Annotated in this window: 17 protein-coding genes; 9 read left to right on the forward strand and 8 right to left on the reverse strand. The window is 71.6% G+C overall.

The window, feature by feature from the left end:
* Window positions 1-25: 25 nt before the first annotated feature.
* The 3 genes from ACZ6QQ_RS06595 (at window position 26) to ACZ6QQ_RS06605 (ending at window position 2,357) form a co-directional block, all read left to right on the forward strand.
* Window positions 26-322, forward strand: coding sequence for a DUF5522 domain-containing protein (locus tag ACZ6QQ_RS06595; RefSeq protein WP_465874835.1), 297 nt, complete (start codon window positions 26-28; stop codon window positions 320-322).
* 11 nt (window positions 323-333) lie between these two features.
* Window positions 334-1,536: an L-2-hydroxyglutarate oxidase gene (gene lhgO / locus ACZ6QQ_RS06600; protein WP_465874836.1), complete on the forward strand. Its 1,203-nt coding sequence runs from the start codon at window positions 334-336 to the stop codon at window positions 1,534-1,536.
* Window positions 1,537-1,793: 257 nt separating this feature from the next.
* The gene (locus ACZ6QQ_RS06605; RefSeq protein ID WP_465874837.1) at window positions 1,794-2,357 is read left to right on the forward strand and encodes a hypothetical protein; all 564 of its coding nucleotides are present in this window, start codon (window positions 1,794-1,796) and stop codon (window positions 2,355-2,357) included.
* A 138-nt stretch (window positions 2,358-2,495) separates the two neighbouring features.
* Here the strand turns inward: ACZ6QQ_RS06605 and ACZ6QQ_RS06610 are convergent, their stop codons facing one another.
* The 5 genes from ACZ6QQ_RS06610 to ACZ6QQ_RS06630 all read right to left on the reverse strand — a co-directional run bounded on the left by ACZ6QQ_RS06610 (window position 2,496) and on the right by ACZ6QQ_RS06630 (window position 4,873).
* The gene (locus ACZ6QQ_RS06610) at window positions 2,496-3,182 is read right to left on the reverse strand and encodes a metal-dependent transcriptional regulator (protein WP_465874838.1); all 687 of its coding nucleotides are present in this window, start codon (window positions 3,180-3,182) and stop codon (window positions 2,496-2,498) included.
* A 362-nt stretch (window positions 3,183-3,544) separates the two neighbouring features.
* Window positions 3,545-3,829 carry a hypothetical protein gene (locus tag ACZ6QQ_RS06615; RefSeq protein ID WP_465874839.1) on the reverse strand — a complete coding sequence of 95 codons (285 nt, stop codon included), beginning with the start codon at window positions 3,827-3,829 and terminating at the stop codon, window positions 3,545-3,547.
* Between the two features lie 17 nt (window positions 3,830-3,846).
* A complete protein-coding gene (locus ACZ6QQ_RS06620) occupies window positions 3,847-4,113 on the reverse strand; it encodes a hypothetical protein (RefSeq protein WP_465874840.1) in 267 nt (88 codons plus the stop codon).
* Window positions 4,110-4,319 carry a hypothetical protein gene (locus ACZ6QQ_RS06625; RefSeq protein ID WP_465874841.1) on the reverse strand — a complete coding sequence of 70 codons (210 nt, stop codon included), beginning with the start codon at window positions 4,317-4,319 and terminating at the stop codon, window positions 4,110-4,112. Before ACZ6QQ_RS06625 ends, ACZ6QQ_RS06620 begins: the two co-directional genes overlap by 4 nt.
* 233 nt (window positions 4,320-4,552) lie before the next feature.
* Window positions 4,553-4,873: a hypothetical protein gene (locus ACZ6QQ_RS06630; protein WP_465874842.1), complete on the reverse strand. Its 321-nt coding sequence runs from the start codon at window positions 4,871-4,873 to the stop codon at window positions 4,553-4,555.
* 354 nt (window positions 4,874-5,227) lie between these two features.
* Here ACZ6QQ_RS06630 and ACZ6QQ_RS06635 point away from each other — a divergent pair, with 354 nt between their 5' ends.
* From ACZ6QQ_RS06635 to ACZ6QQ_RS06655, 5 genes are all read left to right on the forward strand, one after another.
* Window positions 5,228-5,998, forward strand: a complete 771-nt coding sequence (locus tag ACZ6QQ_RS06635; protein ID WP_465874843.1) for a helix-turn-helix domain-containing protein — start codon at window positions 5,228-5,230, stop codon at window positions 5,996-5,998.
* Window positions 5,995-6,177: a DUF397 domain-containing protein gene (locus tag ACZ6QQ_RS06640; RefSeq protein WP_465875034.1), complete on the forward strand. Its 183-nt coding sequence runs from the start codon at window positions 5,995-5,997 to the stop codon at window positions 6,175-6,177. The genes ACZ6QQ_RS06635 and ACZ6QQ_RS06640 overlap by 4 nt, the downstream gene beginning before the upstream one ends.
* Before the next feature lie 202 nt (window positions 6,178-6,379).
* Window positions 6,380-7,240, forward strand: coding sequence for a sulfurtransferase (locus ACZ6QQ_RS06645; RefSeq protein ID WP_465874844.1), 861 nt, complete (start codon window positions 6,380-6,382; stop codon window positions 7,238-7,240).
* Between the two features lie 86 nt (window positions 7,241-7,326).
* Window positions 7,327-8,508: an acetoin utilization protein AcuC gene (locus tag ACZ6QQ_RS06650; RefSeq protein WP_465874845.1), complete on the forward strand. Its 1,182-nt coding sequence runs from the start codon at window positions 7,327-7,329 to the stop codon at window positions 8,506-8,508.
* A gap of 54 nt (window positions 8,509-8,562) precedes the next feature.
* The gene (locus ACZ6QQ_RS06655) at window positions 8,563-11,226 is read left to right on the forward strand and encodes a bifunctional acetate--CoA ligase family protein/GNAT family N-acetyltransferase (protein ID WP_465874846.1); all 2,664 of its coding nucleotides are present in this window, start codon (window positions 8,563-8,565) and stop codon (window positions 11,224-11,226) included.
* A gap of 38 nt (window positions 11,227-11,264) precedes the next feature.
* Here ACZ6QQ_RS06655 and ACZ6QQ_RS06660 read toward each other — a convergent pair whose 3' ends face one another.
* The gene (locus tag ACZ6QQ_RS06660; RefSeq protein ID WP_465874847.1) at window positions 11,265-11,621 is read right to left on the reverse strand and encodes a YrdB family protein; all 357 of its coding nucleotides are present in this window, start codon (window positions 11,619-11,621) and stop codon (window positions 11,265-11,267) included.
* Window positions 11,622-11,740: 119 nt separating this feature from the next.
* Complete coding sequence (gene sigB / locus ACZ6QQ_RS06665; RefSeq protein ID WP_465874848.1) at window positions 11,741-12,787, reverse strand: RNA polymerase sigma factor SigB; 1,047 nt, start codon at window positions 12,785-12,787, stop codon at window positions 11,741-11,743.
* Between the two features lie 277 nt (window positions 12,788-13,064).
* On the opposite strand from sigB, the gene ACZ6QQ_RS06670 reads away from it, so the two are divergent.
* The gene (locus tag ACZ6QQ_RS06670) at window positions 13,065-13,853 is read left to right on the forward strand and encodes a sporulation protein (protein WP_465874849.1); all 789 of its coding nucleotides are present in this window, start codon (window positions 13,065-13,067) and stop codon (window positions 13,851-13,853) included.
* A gap of 117 nt (window positions 13,854-13,970) precedes the next feature.
* Here the strand turns inward: ACZ6QQ_RS06670 and dtd are convergent, their stop codons facing one another.
* On the reverse strand, window positions 13,971-14,393 hold the full coding sequence (dtd, locus tag ACZ6QQ_RS06675) for a D-aminoacyl-tRNA deacylase (protein ID WP_465874850.1): 423 nt from the start codon (window positions 14,391-14,393) through the stop codon (window positions 13,971-13,973).
* Window positions 14,394-14,398 lie beyond the last annotated feature (5 nt).

Below are 14,398 nucleotides of genomic sequence, written 5' to 3' on the forward strand. Positions count from 1 at the left end.
TACGCGGTCGGCGTAGCCTCGCGGAATGGGTGACGGTGAGCGGGGGCGGCGACTGCCGCTGGCGCCCCGGCCGCTGGAACAGCCGCATCCGTCCCGACTGGCACCGGACCACCCGCGTCGGGCGACGATCCTGGCCGCGCACGCCTCCGCCCTCGCCGCCGGGCAGGCCGGCTATCCGGACCCGGCGACCGGACTCTTCGTCCTCACCGCCGGTTTCCTCGCCCGCCGGGGCACCTGCTGCGGTCGGGGGTGCCGGCACTGTCCGTACGTCGACGACGAGCCGGCCGGTGACCCGGCTCCCGGTGGCGCCGCGAGCCGGTAGCGTCTGCGCCCATGGCGAGGTACGTGGTCATCGGTGGCGGCATCGTCGGGCTGGCAACGGCCCACCGGATTCTCCTGGACCGGCCGGACGCCGAGGTGACCGTGCTGGAGAAGGAGAACCGGCTGGCGGCCCACCAGACCGGCCACAACTCCGGTGTGATCCACGCCGGGGTCTACTACAAACCGGGCAGTCTCAAGGCCGAACTCTGCCGGGCCGGCAGCAGCTCCATGGTGGACTTCTGCGCCGAGCAGGACATCCCGGTGCAGCGCTGCGGCAAGCTGATCGTCGCCACCGACGAGGCGGAACTGCCCCGGCTGCGGGCCCTGCACGAACGGGCGCTGGCCAACCGGCTCCCGGTCCACCTGCTCACTCCCGCCGAGGCCGCCGAGTACGAGCCGGCGGTCCGCTGCGTCGCGGCGCTGCGGGTCGAGTCGACCGGCATCGTCGACTTCACCGAGGTCTGCGCCGCCCTGGCCACCCTGGCGGAGAAGGCGGGTGCCCGGATCCGGCTCGGCGCCCGGGTCACCGGCATCGGCACCCGCCGTGGCGGTTCGGCCGGCGCCGAGGAACTGGTGGTGACGAGTACGGCCGGCGCGGTGGTCGCGGACGTACTGGTCAACTGCGCCGGGCTGCACGCCGATCGGGTGGCCCGGCTGGCCGGGGTCACGCCGTCCGCCCGGATCATCCCGTTCCGGGGCGAGTACTACGAACTGCGACCGGAGCGGCGGGACCTGGTCCGTGGCCTGATCTACCCGGTGCCGGACCCGCAGTTCCCGTTCCTCGGCGTACACCTGACCCGCATGATCGACGGCAGTGTGCACGCCGGCCCGAACGCGGTGCTGGCGCTGGCCCGCGAGGGCTACTCGTGGGGGCGGATCAACCTGCGGGAGCTGGCCGACGCGGTCGGCTATCCGGGCCTGTGGCGGCTGGGCCGAAAACATTTCGGGTACGGCCTGACCGAGGTACGCCGCTCGCTGTCCCGGCAACTGTTCGCCGCCAGCCTGGCCCGACTGGTGCCGGAGCTGACCGAGCGGGACCTGGTGCCCAGCGCTGCCGGCGTACGCGCCCAGGCGATCGCCCGGGACGGGTCGCTCGTCGACGACTTCCTCATCGTGGCGGCGCACCGGCAGGTGCACGTACTCAACGCGCCGTCGCCGGCCGCGACCAGTTCCCTGGAGATCGCCAAGCACATCGTCGCCCGACTGCCGGTATAGACCCGTGGTTGCCGGCGGTCCTCATGTAGAGAATGAGTGGCTATCCGAGGCGGGATAACCACTCATTCACTGAAAGAGTGCGGGTTTCCGGTTCCGGGGGCGGCGTTGCGGCGAGGGGATCCGCGGGTTGCGGGCGGGCGAATTTCCGTGCACCGGGCGCCTCGAACGGGCGGGGGGTTTCGCCCTCACCGTCCGACCCCGTACGGTGTCCGACGGACTCACCGGCCGCCCTTGGCCGGGGCGGGCGGGAGGTCACTGTGCGCGGGCGGCTCTTACTGATCGGTGCGGGACTGCTGGCGCTGTCCGGCTGCGGCGAGTCGGCCGAGGTGACCCCGAGTGATCCGCTGCCCATTCCGCCGGTGGTCAAACTGCCGGCCTCGGCCGCCGGCGGCGTCTGTACGTTGCTCGACTATCCGGCGATCGAAGAGGTCATCGGCACCCGGTTCGACGTGTCGGCCTCGACCGCCTCGGGCACGACGAAGACCTGTGTGCTCCAGTCCGAGGAGGCCAGCCGCCCGGATCTGGCGCTGTCGGTGACGCCGACCGCCGCCGACTCGGCCGTCTTCGCCAGCGAGATGCCCGACGGGGGACAGGTCGTCAAGGGCCTGGGCAAGTCCGCGTACCGGCTGACGCTTCCGGTCGGCAAGGACCACGGCGCCGGAGTGGAGGTTTCCTGGCTCTCCGCCGGCGGTCAGATGATCAACCTGCGCTACACCTTCCCGGCGGGCGAGGGTAAGCCGGCGGCGGACGGCCTCGCCAGCAAGCTGGTCACCCTGGCCAAGGAGATCGAAACCGCCGCACCCGCCACCCCCAAGCCCTGACCGCCACACCTGCCGCACCCGACGTCCCATGTCCGGCCCCGGCCGCCGAACCCCGACCGCCGTCCCCCGGACGGCAAAGTGCCGGCCACCGAGAGGTGACCGGCACGGAAGCCGGGTCCGGTCGGGCCGGACCGGAGATCAGGACGCGGCGACGAAGACCCGCGAGGCCACCTCGCGTGGCAACCGGATCTTGTCACCGGAGCGGTCGATGGTGACGCCGTCGCGCTCCTGCGCCACGGTCACCGTCGCGCCCGGGTCGACACCGGCGGCGTGGAGCTGACGCAGCACGTCACCGTCGGTCTGCACGCTCTCGCAGATGCGCCGGACCACGACCTGGCCGGTCAGACCGGGGAAGGCGAGGTTGCGCTCGGCGTCCGGGCTCTCCGCCGCCGCCGACTCCAGGGCGCTGCCGAGCGCCTCAAGTCCGGGGATCGGATTGCCGTACGGCGAGCGGGTCGGCCGGTTCAGCAGGTCGTAGACCTTCTGCTCGACGGCGTCGCTCATCACGTGCTCCCACCGGCAGGCCTCCTCGTGGGCCTCCTCGTAGGGCATGCCGATGACGTTGACCAGGAGCAGTTCGGCGAGTCGGTGCTTGCGCATGACGGCGATCGCGAGTCCCCGGCCGGAGGCGGTGAGCCGCAGGTGCCGGTCGTCTTCGAGGGTCAACAGCCCGTCACGTTCCATCCGGGCCACGGTCTGGCTGACGGTCGGTCCGCTCTGGTGCAGCCGCTCGGCGATCCGGGCGCGCAGCGCCGGCACACCCTCCTCTTCCAGTTCGAGGATGGTGCGCAAATACATTTCCGTCGTATCGACCAAATCGTTCATTTCAGCCGCCCTCCCGGTGGTCAATGCTACCCCGAGTCACCGACACGGAGCCGTAGCCCGAACGGGGCGTCTCGCGGTGGTACCGACCGAATGTGATGGTGTTGACCGGGTGTCGTGCCTACCGAAGATGATCTTCTGGTCGGCATGGCCACCCTCGCCGGAGAGTTGGCCGACCCGGAGTCGGCCGCCACGGCCGTACCAACGGTACTGGATGTGCGCGGCGGCTCGCCGCGCCACCCGTTCGGGCCGACCACGCCGCCGGGCACCTGCCCGGAGCGGTCTTCGTCGATTGTCCGGAGAAGGAGGGCCCGCCCCGAAACTGCCGACCACGGGGGGGAAGACGACAGTCTCGGGGCGGGCGGTCAGATGGATCGCTTGACCTGCCGGACCGGCGGGTCAAGCACCCAGTTGACGAATCGGGCATCGGCGACCTCGCGGGTCATGTCGAGCATGTCCGCCATCGCGTTGTCGCGGTGACCCATCATGATCACGTACAACCGACGGCGGTCCCGTGGACGCGGGTACCACGACCACATTCGGCGCTTCCAGGTCATGCACGGCCATGCTTCGCCGTCGTCACCACAGAGCCAACCGGCGCCCGGTCGATGCGGGGCGCCCTGGCCCTCGGTCGCCTCGTCGTGATCCATGCTTCGCCACCTCTCGGCTAGATCAGGTGCACTCGCTCGGTGCTGCCTTCGGGGTTGCGCAGGGTGAGGCTCCCGCCGTTGCGCTCCATCAGCTCAAGGACGAGGTTGTAGACGACCAGTGCCCGGTTGATCGTGTCGGTCTTGGTGTCCCTGGTGCGCCCGCAAGCCAGGTCGAGCGCCTGGACCGCACGCGGCACCAGATTGACGGTGACCTTCGTCAGTGATCGACCGCTGTTCTCTGTGCCGGCGGTCAACTCGGGTTCGGTCGACTCGGGCTCGGTCACGGGGTCACGCCCGAGCCGGCGAGCAGTACCGACACCGGAGAGGTCGGGTTGCTGGCGGACCACTCTTTGATCGCCCAGTCGAGTTGCCGACATTCGTCGTCGGTCAGGCACTGCGGGCAGCGCCGGCCATTGACGTGGCCCTGAAGCGTCGTACGGACGGCCCACCAGATCCCGGCCTTCGTCAGCGGCTCATCCTGTCTACTCACGATTCTTCGTCCCCGTCTTCGTCTCTGTCTGCAACGCCCACGTGTGCCCCGGTGCTCGTGGTCCACCGCAGGGCCCGAAGGAACTCAATTGCCAGATCCATGTACGGACAGCCGTACTGAGTACAGTGGAGACAAACCGGCCGCCAGATGGGTCCCCTTCGATGGCGCACCACCTCCGCCCGGGCGATCCAGGCCAACGTGTCGGTGCTCAATTCGTCACTCATGGGCAATGGTCATAGCTGCCCGCCCGGCGTGATGAACGGCGGGCAACGCGGCTCGCACCCGAACCCGCACGGGGGTCGGCGGTAGCCGGGCAGGGACCTGGTACGGATGACGCCGACCCACCTCGTCTCCTCGCCGCCGTCGGGTCCCAGTTCGACGCCGACGAGCGCGATCCAGTCGGTACGACCGAGGTTGATGTGCATCGGAAGGTGGGTTACCCGCAGGGTCACCGGGCGCCCGTGGCCCCAGTCGTGCGGCCCATGTCCGAGCAGGTAGGCGGTGGGATCGACGGTGAACACGTCACCGACCTTGACCAGCGGCTCATCGGGCATGACGGCCACCGTTGCGGGGCACGCGGTTGCCCATGCGCTGCCCGAGCGTGAGCAGTGGCCCCAGGTTCGTTGTCGGTACGTCGGCCGGGGCCGGGCGGGCGGGTGGTTGCGGCGCAGCGGCCCCGAGAGTCCACGGCCAGACGCAGACCCACCAGTGGCGACGGGGTAGGGACATGTCGATACCTCTTCTAAATGGTGTCGGGCCATTTTGAAAGGACGCCAGTGGCCCGATCGTTCTGCCCGTGCGAGCAGTTGCACTGGATAGTCAGCTTGTCGTGCGGGACCAGACAACGCAGCGGCCGATGGTAATGTCCCCGAGATATCCACGCTCTGTCCCCAAAGGAGGCGTCGAACGTGAATGAGGCTCTTCGGTCCGCGATGACGGAACTCGGCCTGACCGTGGAATCCCTTGCTCAGCGAACCGGCGTCGACCGTAAAACCGTTGGTCGATGGCTGTCCCCCGGCCGTGTGCCGCATGCGCGTACGCGCGTCAAAGCGGCGGCAGTCCTCGGTCGGGAGGTGAGCGATCTGTGGCCGGAGACCGGGCGCCGCCGCGATCCACTGTGGTTCGTCCCCTGGGCGCAGGCCGAGCGCGAGGCAATGTCGCTGCGGTGGTTTGAAGCCCTGGTAGTGCCCGGCTTACTGCAGACCGAGGCGTACGCACGTGCGGTGCTGACCGATGCGGGGCTGTGGTCGCGGGATGATGTGGAGTTGCGCGTGCGCAACCGAATGGACCGGCACACGATCCTCACCCGGAACAAGCCGCCGCAGTTCACGGCCGTGCTGGACGAGGGGGTCCTGCATCGCGCCGTCGGTAGCCCTCAGGTGATGGGGGAGCAGGTCCGGGCGATCATCGCCGCGTGCAACGAGCCGCACATCCGTGTGCACATCGTGCCGTCGACAGCCGGCGCGTACGCTGGCCTGAACGGACCCTTCGTGCTTGCCGCAGGCCCCGGCGGTCGGCTGACCGGTTACCTGGACACGCAACTTGATGGCCAGGTGGTCGACAGCGCTGACAAGATGGAGGCGCTCCAGGCGTCGTGGGAGTCCGTGCGCGGTGAGGCGTTGCCGCACCGGCAGTCAATCGACCTGATGACGGAAGTGGCAGGAACATGGACGACCTGACCGGCGCCCAGTGGCGCAAGAGCACCCGTAGCAGCGGTAACGGCGGCGCGTGCGTTGAGGTTTCCGACAATCTTCCCGGCCGCGTGCTCGTCCGGGACACCAAGGACCGTGACGGCGGCACGCTGACCTTCGGACCGCAGGCGTGGCGCGCGTTCGTCGGCTTCGCCCGGCAGTCCTAGGTTCTAGGTTCTAGCGAATAGAAAGACCCCGGCCGCCTGATGAGGTGGCGGGGTCTTTTTCATTTTTGAAAGTACACAAATCGATCACTTCAGCCGCCCGCCCGGTGGTCGCTGCCATGCCGGGTCACCGACCCGGAGCCGCAGCCCGAACGGGGCGTCTCACGCTGGTGCCGATCGGATCCGATGGTGTTGACTGAGTGTCATGCCCGCCACAGATGATCTTCTGGTCGACGTCGCCACCCTCGCCGGGGAACTGGCCGATCCGGAGTCGGCCGCCACGACCGGACCGACCGTACTGGATGTGCGTTGGCGTCTCGCCGGCCCACCCGCTCGGGCCGACTACGCCGCCGGACACCTGCCCGGAGCGGTCTTCGTCGATCTCGACGCGGAGCTGTGCGGCACCCCCGGTCCCGACGGGCGCCACCCGCTGCCCGACCCGGCCGCGCTCCAGCGGGTCCTGCGCGCCGCCGGGGTGCGGAGCGACCACCCGGTGGTGGTCTACGACGCCGGTGACGGGCTCGCCGCCGCCCGCGCCTGGTGGACCCTGCGCTGGGCCGGACACACCGCCGTCCGGGTGCTCGACGGCGGATTCACCGCCTGGGTCACCGCCGGCCAACCGGTGACCGCCGACGTGCCGACCCCGCCGCCGGGAGACGTCACCGTCACCCCGGGCGCCCTGCCGGTGCTCGACGCCGACGAGGCGGCTGCGCTCGCCGCCGGTGCCGGGGTGCTGCTCGACGTCCGGGCACCCGCCCGCTACCGGGGCGAGACCGAACCCGTCGACCCGGTCGCCGGGCACGTCCCCGGCGCGGTCAACCTGCCGACCACCGAGCACGTCGACCCGGACGGCCGGCTGCGGTCCGCCGCCGCCCTCCGGTCCCGGTTCGTCGAGGCCGGCGTCGCGCCCGGCGTACGCGTCGGCGCGTACTGCGGCTCCGGGGTGACCGCCGCGCACACGGTGCTCGCCCTGCACCTCGCCGGCCACCCCGACGCCGCGCTGTACGTCGGCTCGTGGAGCCAGTGGCTCACCGACCCGGCCCGCCCGGTCGCCACCGGCGCCTGACCCACCCTCCCGGACCGGACCCGAACCAGCCGCCCGCCGGGCGGATGCGTCTGGGAGCGGGCCGCGTCGCGTGCGACGATGGCGCCATGTCGGATGGCACGGTGGTGGTGTGGGACGAGTCCCTGCTCGCCTACGACCTGGGTGAGCACCCGCTCGACCCGGTCCGGGTCGAGCTGACCGTCGCGTTGGCGCGAGAACTCGGCATCCTCGACCGGACAGGTGTGCGGGTGGTCGCCCCGACCCCGGCCGACGAGGCGGCCCTGCTCCGGGTGCACCGACCGGACTACCTGGACGCGGTCCGGGCGGCACCAAATGACCCGTTCTTCTCCGGGTACGGCCTCGGCACCCCGGACAACCCGATCTTCGACAACATGCACGAGTCCAGCGCCCTGATCGCCGGGGCCACCCTCGCCGCCGCCGAGGCGGTCTGGTGCGGCGAGGCCCGGCGGGCGGTCAACGTCGCCGGTGGCCTGCACCACGCCATGGCCGGCCGGGCCGCCGGATTCTGCGTCTACAACGATCCCGCCGTCGCCATCGCCCGCCTGCTCGACCTCGGCGCCGAACGGGTCGGCTACGTCGACGTGGACGTCCACCACGGCGACGGGGTGCAGGAGATCTTCGCCGACGACCCCCGGGTGCTCACGATCAGCCTGCACGAAACCCCGCTCGCGCTCTTCCCCGGCACCGGTTTCCCCGACGAGACCGGTGGCCCCGCCGCCAGGGGCAGCGCGGTCAACGTGCCCCTGCCACCGGGCACCGGCGACGCCGGCTGGCTGCGCGCGTTCCACGCGGTCGTCCCGTCGGTGCTGCGGGCGTTCCAGCCGCAGATCCTGGTCACCCAGTGTGGCGCCGACAGCCACCGGCTCGACCCGCTCGCCGACCTGCGGCTCTCCGTCGACGGGCAGCGGGCCAGCTACCTGGCCCTGCGGGCACTCGCCGACGAGCTCTGCGACGGCCGCTGGGTGGCCACCGGCGGCGGTGGGTACGCCCTGGTCGAAGTCGTGCCGAGAGCCTGGACCCACCTGCTCGCGATCGCCACCGGCGACCCGATCGAGCCGGCCGCGCTCACCCCACCGGGCTGGCGGGCGCTGGCGAAGGCCCGGCGACCCGAGCGGGACGTACCGCTGCGGATGACCGACGACGTCGACCCGGCGTACGAGCCGTGGCAGCCGACCGGCGAACCGGACGGGGTGGACCGCTCCATCCTGGCCACCCGCAAGGCGGTCTTCCCGCTGCACGGCCTGGATCCGCACGACCCCAGGGACTGAGAACCCGAGGCAGTGATCGGAGACGAGCCCGCAGTGGTCGGAGACGATCCAGCAGTGATCGGAGGCGAGCGCTCAGTGGTCGACGGCCCAGCGGACCGCTCGGCAGACGTGCTGCTGCGCGACGGCACCACCGTCCACCTGCGACCGATCCGCGCCGACGACGCCGCCGGCATCGTCGCCATGCACTCCCGGTTCTCCGACCGCACCCGCTACCTGCGCTACTTCTCGCCGTACCCGAGGATCCCGGAGCGGGACCTGCACCGGTTCGTCACCGTTGACCACCACGACCGCGAGGCGTTCGTGGTGGTCGCGGGGGAGCGGATCCTCGCCGTCGGCCGGTTCGACCGGCTCGGGCCGGGGGCCACCGACGCCGAGGTCGCGTTCGTGGTCGAGGACGCCCACCAGGGGCGCGGCATCGGACCGGTGCTGCTCGAACACCTCGCCGAGGCGGCCCGCCGGGAGGGGATCACCCGGTTCGTCGCCGAGGTGCTGCCGTCGAACGCCACCATGCTGCGGGTCTTCGCCGACTTCGGCTACCTGGTCCAACGCCAGTACGCCGACGGCGTGGTCCACCTCAGCTTCCCGATCGCCCCCACCGAGCAGACACTGCGGGTCCAGTGGGGTCGCGAGCACCTGACCGAGGCCCGGTCGATCGCCCGGCTGCTCGCCCCCACCGGCATCGCCGTGTACGGGGCCAGCGCCACCGGGCAGGGCATCGGCGCCGCCATCCTCGGGCACCTGCGCGACGGCGGTTTCACCGGACATCTCGTACCGGTGCACCCGAGCGCGGCGAGCGTGGGTGGGCTGCCCGCGTACCCGGCTGCGGTCGACGCGGGCGTACCGCTGGACCTGGCCGTCGTCGCGGTGCCGCCGGAGGCGGTCCCCGCGGTCGTGGCCGACGCGGCCCGCGCCGGGCTGCACGGCCTGGTCGTGGTCTCGGCCGGGTTCGCCGAGTCCGGGCCGGACGGCGCCGCCGCCGAGCGTGACCTGATCCGGGCGGCGCACGGTGCCGGCATGCGGGTCGTCGGGCCGAACTGCCTGGGAGTGGCCAACACCGACGAACGGGTACGCCTCAACGCCACCCTCGCGCCCCGGCTGCCGTCGCCCGGTCGGGTCGGCTTCTTCAGCCAGTCCGGGGTGCTCGGGGTGGCGTTGCTGGCCGAGGCGGAACGCCGTGGGCTGGGCCTGTCGAGTTTCGTGTCGGCCGGCAACCGGGCCGACGTCTCCGGCAACGACCTGTTGCAGTACTGGCAGGACGACCCCGGCACCGACGTGATCCTGCTCTACCTGGAAACCTTCGGCAATCCGCGCAAGTTCGCCCGGCTGGCCCGCCGGATCGGCCGGACGAAACCGGTGGTGGCGCTCGCCTCCCCGACCCGCCTGTCCGCGCCCCAGGGCACCCCGCCACCGGACCCGACCACCCCCACGGGTCCGGACGTCGCCGCGGTGACCGCCCTGTACGCCCAGTCCGGCGTGATCCGGGTGGACACCGTGGCGGAGCTCTTCGACGTCGGGGTGCTCCTGGCCCAGCAACCGCTGCCGGCCGGTCGACGGGTCGGGATCGTCGGCAACTCCACCGCCCTGGCCGACCTGGCCGCGATCGCCTGCCGGGCGTACGGGCTCACCGTCGGCGCCGGTTACCCGCGCAACGTCGAGCCGCAGGCGACCGCGCACGACTTCGCCGACGTACTGGCTGACGCGGCGGTCGATCCGGCGGTGGACGCCCTGCTGGTGCACTTCGCCCCACCGCTGCCCGGCCAGCTCGTCGGCGACGACGCCGACTTCACCTCGGCGGTGGCGAGCGTGGCGCTGGCCGGGGACCGGCCGACGGTGGCGACCTTCCCGGTCGGCCGACCGCCGGACGGGGTGCCGTCGTACCCGTCGGTGGAGGAGGCGGTACGGGCCCTGGCCCGGATGGTCGGCTACGCCGACTGGTTACGTGAGCCCATGGGTGAGCTGCCCGAACCGGCCGGTGTCGACCGGGACGCGGCCCGTGACGCACTCGACGGCGGCATCGCACCGGACGGGGACGACGGCGGGACCGGACCGCACGGGGGCGACGGCGGGACCGGCGCTGCCGAGCGGCTGCTCGCCGCGTACGGGATCCCGGTCGTGCCGTCCACGGTCGTCGACTCGGCAGCGGCGGCGGTGGCGGCGGCCCGGATCCGGGGTTACCCGGTGGTGCTGAAGGCGGCCACCGAGGGGCTGCGGCACCGGCTCGACCTGGGGGCGGTCCGGCTGGACCTGGCCGACGACGAGGCGGTACGCCGGGCGTACCGGGAGATCGCCGAGGCGTTCGGTGACCGGGTGCTGGTCCAGTCGATGGTGGCACCGGGGGTGGCGTGCGTGGTGGAGGCGACCGAGGATGCCGTGTTCGGGCCGGTGGTCGGGTTCGGGCTGGGCGGGGTGGCGACCGAGTTGCTCGGTGACCGGGCCTGGCGGGCGGCGCCGCTGACCGACCGGGACGCCGCCGCGCTGATCGACGGGCCACGGGCCGCGCCGCTGCTGCACGGCTACCGGGGGGCGGCGCCGGTCGACCGGGCCGCGCTGGTCGACCTGCTCACCCGGGTCGGTCGGCTGGTCGACGAGCAACCACGGGTACGGACGTTGCGCCTCAACCCGGTGCTGGCCCGCCCGGACGGCGTGGCGGTCCTGCACGCCGAGATCCGGTTGGGTGCCGCCACCACCCGCCCTGACACCGGCCCCCGTCGCCTCTGACCGTCGCCCGTCCCCCGTCCATCGTCCCCGCGGGCGGCTCAGCGGATCGCCCGGCCGTCGGTGTCGCTGCCCAGTCGCCAGAGCGCGAGCCGGTTGCCGGCGGCGAGCACCGCCAGGGCGACCCCGAGGTACGGGTGAGCGGTGACGACCAGTACGGCCGTCGCGCCGCCGAAGACGACCCACTCCGGCAGCAGGCGGGCCGGGTCGGCCAGCTTCCGGTCCGATCGTGGCGCGACCCAGCGGCCCCAGATCAGCGCGGCGGCGACCGGGAACAGCACGGCCAGCAGCAGCCGCTGCCACAGCTCCGGCCCCGCGGTCCGCCAGCCGCCGTAGGCGAGCGCCACCAGTGCGCCGAGTTCCAGCAGGAATCGCAGGCCGAGATTCGCGATCCTCATTCCCGCACTCTCTCATCCCGCCCCCCGATCCCGACCCCGGTCGGTACGGACGGACGGCAAAGGACCCCGGCTCGACGCGAACCGCTGTCGACCGGGGTCCTTCCAGGTGCCGTGCGAGGTCAGCTCGCGTACGCCTCCAGCCGGTCGGCGCGGGACGGGTCACGGAGCTTGAGCAGGGTCACCTTCTCGATCTGCCGGATCCGTTCGCGGGAGAGCCCGAACTCCCGTCCCACCTCGTCCAGGGTGCGCTGCCGTCCGTCGTCGAGCCCGAACCGCAGCCGGATCACCGCCTCCTCCCGGGAGGAGAGGGTGGCCAGTACGATCTCCACCTCGTTGCGCAACTGGCCCTGGGAGACCGCGTCCCCCGGTTCCTCGCGCGGGTCGACAGCGGCGACGAAGTCCCCGAGTGCGCTCTCGCCGTCCTCGCCGACAGCCTGGTCCAGGCTGACCGGCTCCCGGTCGTACGAGATCAGTTCGATCACCTGGAACTCCGGTACGCCCAGCGCCACGGCGACCTCGGCCACGGTGGGTTCGCGGCCGAGCGTGGTGGCGAGGTCGCGGCGGGCCCGGACCATCCGGTTGACCTGCTCGACCATGTGCACCGGGATGCGGATGGTGCGGGCCTGGTCGGCCATGGCGCGGGTGATGGCCTGGCGGATCCACCAGGTGGCGTAGGTGGAGAACTTGTAGCCCTTGGTGTAGTCGAACTTCTCGACGGCGCGGATGAGGCCGAGGTTGCCCTCCTGGATCAGGTCGAGGAAGGCCATGCCGCGCCCGGTGTAGCGCTTGGCGATGCTGACCACCAGCCGCAGGTTCGCCTCCAGCAGGTGGTTCTTGGCCAACCGGCCCTGCTCGGCCACGATTCCGAGGTCGCGGCGCAGCGCCGCCGGCAGGTCACCGGCCAGCTTCTCCTCGGCGTACAGGCCGGCCTCGATCCGCTTGGCCAGATCGACCTCCTGTACGGCGGTGAGCAGCTTGGTCCGGCCGATGCCGTTGAGGTAGGCGCGGACCAGGTCGGCAGACACACCCCGCTCGTCGGTCGCGTCCAGGTCGACCAGGGCGTCGGTGGTGCTGCTGTCGACAACCGAGCTGTCGGCAATGGTGCTGTTATCGGGCCCGATGACGGCGGCCGGGTGCAGTTCGTTCTGGGTCATTTCGAGGACCATCTTCAGTCGCCTCCCCGCGTCGACTAAGTGGCGCGTACCGGCGGCCGTGTGGCGCCGATGGAAACAGCTTGGCGGGTGGGGCGTGAAGCGGAGGTGAGGCGATCGTCCAGGTGGCATGAAACCGGGAGTTGTCCGTGCCGGCTTACCTGATTTGTTGGGTTAAGTCGATAATGTTCTGAGCGTTTGGTTGGCCACCGGGCTTGCCGGGGCCGGTTACTGTGCCACCGATTGGCCACCGGGCCACCGACGAACGCGAACGAAAGCCAGGGAGGACGGCGTGGTCTTCAAAAGATTGATGCAGGCGATGGGTGTGGGCGGCCCATCCGTGGAAACCGTGCTGAACAACCCGAACTGCCGCCCGGGCGGCCAGCTTGAGGGCCGGATCCAGATCAGCGGCGGCGACCACCCGGTCGACATCGAGTACGTCGCCCTCGGGCTCGTCACCCGGGTCGAGGTGGAGAGCGGCGACGGCGAGTACGACACCACCCAGGAGTTCCAGCGCCAGCGCGCCACCGGCGCGTTCCGGCTGGAGAGCGGGCAACGGCACGAGATCCCGTTCCGCTTCGAGGTGCCGTGGGAGACCCCGATCACCGAGGTCTACGGCCAGCACCTGCACGGCATGACGATGGGGCTGCGTACCGAGCTGGAGGTGGCCCGCGCGGTGGACAAGGGTGACCTCGACGCGGTCGCCGTACATCCGTTGCCGGCGCAGGAGCGCATCCTGGACGCCCTGCTGCGGCTCGGCTTCCGCTTCACCCGGGCCGATGTCGAGCGCGGCCGGATCTACGGGGTGCAGCAGACGCTGCCGTTCTACCAGGAGATCGAGTTCTACCCGGCGCCGCAGTACGCCCGCGCCATCAACCAGCTCGAACTGACCTTCGTCGGTACGCCCCAGCACCTCCAGCTCGTGCTGGAGATCGACAAGCGCGGTGGGGTCTTCTCCGAGGGCCGCGACGCGTTCGGCCGGTTCACGGTCGACTACGCCACCGCCGACCGGACCGACTGGTCCGCCCAGCTCGACGGCTGGCTGCGCCAGTCGATGCAGCAGCGCGGCCTGTTCTTCTAGGCTCGATCCGCCCCGGTCCCGGCGACCCTTCTGCCGGCCCCGCGCCGGTCCGGGCGACCGCCGCCGCAGTCCGTCCCGTCCGCACACCTGCCGGGCGGGACGGACTCCGGCACCCACTCAGAGGTCGAGCAGCACCGTCCGGGGACCGACGTTCACGCTCTCGACCAGCATGTGCGTACGGAACCTGCCCGTCTCCACGGTCGCCCCGCGCGCCCGCAGCGCCTCGGCGAACGCCTTTACCAGCGGCTCGGCCAGCTCGGCCGGAGCCGCCGCGCCCCAGCTCGGCCGCCGCCCCTTGCGGGCGTCGCCGTACAGGGTGAACTGGCTGACCACCAGCAGCGGCGCGCCGACCTCAGCCGCCGACCGCTCGTCGTCCAGGATCCGCAGCTCGTGCACCTTCCGGGCCATCGTCTCGGCCGTCGCCGGGGTGTCGGTGTGGGTCACCCCGAGCAGCACCAGCAACCCGTCCGTGATCGCGCCGACCACCTCACCGTCGACCGTCACGCTCGCCCGGCTGACCGTCTGCACCATCGCGCGCACCGGCG

It is taken from the genome of Micromonospora sp. NPDC049529 (genome assembly GCF_055586685.1).

Excerpts from the sequence above, each read along its gene's own strand:
- ACZ6QQ_RS06595 (WP_465874835.1), top strand. The coding sequence starts at position 26 with ATGGGTGACGGTGAGCGGGGGCGGCGACTGCCGCTGGCGCCCCGGCCG.
- lhgO (WP_465874836.1), top strand. The coding sequence starts at position 334 with ATGGCGAGGTACGTGGTCATCGGTGGCGGCATCGTCGGGCTGGCAACG.
- ACZ6QQ_RS06610 (WP_465874838.1), bottom strand. The coding sequence starts at position 3,182 with ATGAACGATTTGGTCGATACGACGGAAATGTATTTGCGCACCATCCTC.
- ACZ6QQ_RS06615 (WP_465874839.1), bottom strand. The coding sequence starts at position 3,829 with ATGGATCACGACGAGGCGACCGAGGGCCAGGGCGCCCCGCATCGACCG.
- ACZ6QQ_RS06630 (WP_465874842.1), bottom strand. The coding sequence starts at position 4,873 with ATGCCCGATGAGCCGCTGGTCAAGGTCGGTGACGTGTTCACCGTCGAT.
- ACZ6QQ_RS06645 (WP_465874844.1), top strand. The coding sequence starts at position 6,380 with ATGCCCGCCACAGATGATCTTCTGGTCGACGTCGCCACCCTCGCCGGG.
- ACZ6QQ_RS06650 (WP_465874845.1), top strand. The coding sequence starts at position 7,327 with ATGTCGGATGGCACGGTGGTGGTGTGGGACGAGTCCCTGCTCGCCTAC.
- ACZ6QQ_RS06660 (WP_465874847.1), bottom strand. The coding sequence starts at position 11,621 with ATGAGGATCGCGAATCTCGGCCTGCGATTCCTGCTGGAACTCGGCGCA.
- sigB (WP_465874848.1), bottom strand. The coding sequence starts at position 12,787 with ATGGTCCTCGAAATGACCCAGAACGAACTGCACCCGGCCGCCGTCATC.